The 4,122-nt window shown below is 46.6% G+C and carries 1 protein-coding gene; it reads left to right on the forward strand.

The window, feature by feature from the left end; genetic code table 11:
* Positions 1-253: 253 nt before the first annotated feature.
* Positions 254-4,122, forward strand: a 3,869-nt coding sequence (locus A9Z07_RS04310) for a beta strand repeat-containing protein (protein WP_069577085.1), incomplete at its 3' end; no start/stop codon positions are given.

Consider the following 4,122-nt stretch of genomic DNA (forward strand, 5'->3'; position numbering starts at 1 on the left):
ATAAATGACTCTGTAATTTTTATAAATAATCTATAATTTCATAATATTAATAACAGTTAAAATCCAGACTTTAAAATCAGATTCCAATTCTTTGTTTTATATCAATTTTATAATCCATTAAAAATATGATACATACTGCAATATTGACATTAAAGCGTTAATCAACCAATACTAATCAGTATATTATGAGACAGGAGTCACATAATTATTAAGCTAAATAAAACAAAACTTTAATAATTATAGGTATATCGACATGTTATTTAAAAATATTTTATCACCAATTACGGGTATTCTCTCGATTTCGAGTAGTAATAGCCAAGCAACGGCGCCAGTTCCTGTTAACACTGTATCGACAACAAATCATGTTCAGGTCGAAGATACCACCATCACCAATAATAGTAATGGTTCAGGTGATGGTTTATTAGGCGGTGTTATCACAGGCAATGGTCATCAAAATTACGGTGTTGGGGTTGGTAACGCCCAAGATCTTAATTTTCCTTTCCCTTTTACGACAGCTTTTCATTCATTAGGCAACTCATTCCCTTGGCTTGGAGGTACGTCATCTGTAAATACGGCGACGACAACATCTTCGACTCACGTCCAAGACAATGACATTATCAATAATAGCAATACTGGCGCAGGTGCCGGGAATGGCAGCAATGGCGGTTTGTTAAGTGGTATCGCTTCTGGAAACGGCGACCATAATTATGGCGTTGGGAATGGCAACGGAGATGATGCCAATCTTACGACACCTGTTACAGTGCCATTCGAAGCATTAGGTAATTCTGTTGCAGCGCTTGGTAATGGCGATCTGGAGTCAGTTAATACAACACCAACCAGCTCAACTACACTCATTGAAGACAATGACACCACCAATAATAGCAATAATGGCACTGGTGCTGGGAACGGCAATGGTGGGGGCTTACTGAATGGTGTGGCAGCAGGAAATGGCGAACACAATTATGGCATTGGTAATGGAAACGGTGATGATGCCACGGTCACGATTCCATGGACGACACCTGTTCAAGCGGTAGGTAATTCGATTGCTGGCTTGGGTGGTGGTGATGTGAATTCTATAAATACCGCACCGACCTCCTCCTCTACCCACATTCAAGATAATGACACCATCAATAACAGCAATACAGGTACGGGTGCTGCGGGCAACGGCAGTGGTGGTGGCTGGTTAAATGGTGTCGGTGCTGGAAATGGCGAACAGAACTATGGCATTGGCAATGGTAACGGTGATGATGCCAGTATCACAACACCCGTCACAGCACCATTTCAGGTACTCGGCAATTCAGTTGCAGGTCTTGGTGGCGGTGATGTGAACTCCGTCAATACAGCACCAACTTCAGCTTCTAATGTGATTCAAGACAACGATACAACTGATAACAGCAATCAAGGTACAGGTGTCGGAGGCTCAGGTAATGGCTTAGGTGGCTTACTCAACGGCATTAGTGCAGGCAATGATGAACATAATTACGGAATTGGCAATGGCAACGGTGACGATGCCAGCGTAACCGTACCGTGGACTACGCCAGTGCATGTACTCGGCAACTCATTTGCAGGTTTAGGCGATGGCGATGTGAACTCGACCAATACCGCACCAACCACCACGTCCAACATTATTCAGGACAATGACACAACCGATAACAGCAATAGTGGAACAGGCCTAGGTGGCGTGGGTAATGGTGTGGGTGGTTGGGGCAATGGTCCTGCCGCAGGCAATGGCGAACAAAACTATGGCATCGGGAATGGCAATGGAGATGATGTCGATATTACTGTGCCTTGGACTACACCATTGAATGTACTCGGCAACTCTGTTGGCAGTGGTGGCAATAACTCATCTACCAATTCAGCACCGACCACCACACTGAACCATGTTCAGGACAATGACAGCACTGATAATAGCAATAGTGGAACAGGTACAGGCGGCACTGGCAATGGTCTGGGTGGCTTACTCAATGGTATCAGCGCTGGCAATGGTGAACACAACTACGGCATCGGCAATGGTAACGGTGATGACGCTGACTGGACTTCTCCAGTTGTGGGTCCAATCAATGCCATGGGGAATAATGTTTCATGGTTCGGAAGCAATGATCCAGCTCATACAGGCAATACCTCGGTCAACAATGGATCAACCAATACCACCAACATCGTAGAAGACAATGATCATATCGACCATAGCAATAGTGGCGCAGGCGCTGCTGGCAATGGAATCGGGGGCCTACTGAGCGGTATTGGTGCAGGCAATGGTGAGCAAAACTATGGTATCGGTAATGGCAATGGTGACGATGTAGGTATCACCACACCCATCACGACGCCAATCAATGGCCTAGGCAATGAGTTCTCATTCTTTGGTGATGCCAATAACTCATCTCATAACAATGCTTCGACCACCACCACCAATATTGTTCGTGACAATGACACGACAGACAATAGTAATAGCGGCGGCACAGGTGTAGGTAGTGGGTCTGGCAATGGTATCGGTGGTCTACTCAATGGTGTCGGTGCAGGCAATGGCGAACATAATTACGGTATTGGCAACGGTAATGGTGATGACGTTGGTGTGGTTATGCCAATCACCACCCCACTCAGCGGCTTGGGTAATTCGTTCTCTGTCTTTGGAGACTCGACCACAAGCTCAGTCAATAACTCATCGACCACAACCGTCAATCATTATGAAGACAACGACACCACCGACAATAGCAACAGCGGCACTGGCCTGACTGATGGCTCGGCTGGCAATGGCGTTGGTGGTTGGGGTAATGGCCCTGCATCGGGGAATGGCGACCATAACTTTGGTATTGGCAATGGTATCGGCAATGATTCTAGTGTCGTTGCACCCATCACAACGCCAATCAGCGGTTCGGGGAATGCCTTCTCCCTCTTTGGCAATGCCACCTCAAACTCAGTCAACGACTCCTCAACCAAAACCACAAACTACTTCCAGGACAATGACAGCATTAATAACGGCAACAGCAGTAGCGGTGTTGGCGGTACGGCAGGTAATGGTGTTGGTGGTGGCTTATTAAATGGTGTCGGTGCAGGCAACGGCGAGCACAACTACGGTATTGGTAATGGTATTGCTGATGATGCCAGTGTGGTTGCTCCTATTACCACACCAATTAACGCATCGGGTAATGCTTTCTCTCTCTTTGGCAATGCCACTTCAAACTCAGTGAATAATTCTTCGACCACAACCAATAATTACTTCCAGGATAACGATACAACCAATAATAGTAATAGCGGCGGTAACGGTACTGGCAGCGGTTCAGGCAATGGCACAGGAGGCGGACTATTAAATGGTGTTGCCGCAGGTAATGGCGAACACAACTACGGTATTGGCAATGGTATTGCCGATGATGCCAGTGTGGTGATCCCGATTACGACCCCAATCAATGCATCGGGTAATGCTTTCTCGATCTTTGGTAACGCAACAGCCAACTCAACCAATAATTCATCAACCACAACCAATAACTATGTTCAGGACAATGACTCCACCAATAATAGTAATAGTGGCGGCAATGGCGTAGGTGGCGGTTCAGGCGGCTTGCTTGGTTTGGGTGGTTTACTCAACGGTTTTGCAGCAGGTAATGGTGAACATAACTATGGTATCGGTAATGGTATTGCAGACAATGCCAGCATCGTCGCCCCGATTGCCATTCCAATTAACCTTTCAGGTAATGCAATCTCTTTATTTGGTAGCGCAACTGCCAACTCTCACAATAATTCATCGACCACAACCAACAACTATGTTCAGGACAATGACAGCACCAACAATGGGAATGGTACAGGCAACGGCGGTAGTGGTAATGGCTCAGGCGGCTTGCTCGGTGGTATTGGCGCAGGCAATGGTGAGCATAATTACGGTATTGGCAATGGTATTGGTGATGACACCAGTATCGTGACACCGATTACGATTCCAATTAACTTCTCAGGCAATGCCATCTCGGTACTCGACCTCAGCGGTTTAAATGGTGAAGGTGAATTTAATCCACTAAGCCCAGTGACCAACATTATTCATATTGTGGCGGGTGATGGCGAAGGCGGTACAGGCCTACTCGGTACAGTGACTGGGGTTATTGGAGGCGTCACTGGCGGTATTGGTGGTGAAGGCGG

It is taken from the genome of Acinetobacter sp. YK3 (genome assembly GCF_001729365.1).
Classification (GTDB): Bacteria; Pseudomonadota; Gammaproteobacteria; order Pseudomonadales; family Moraxellaceae; genus Acinetobacter; species Acinetobacter vivianii.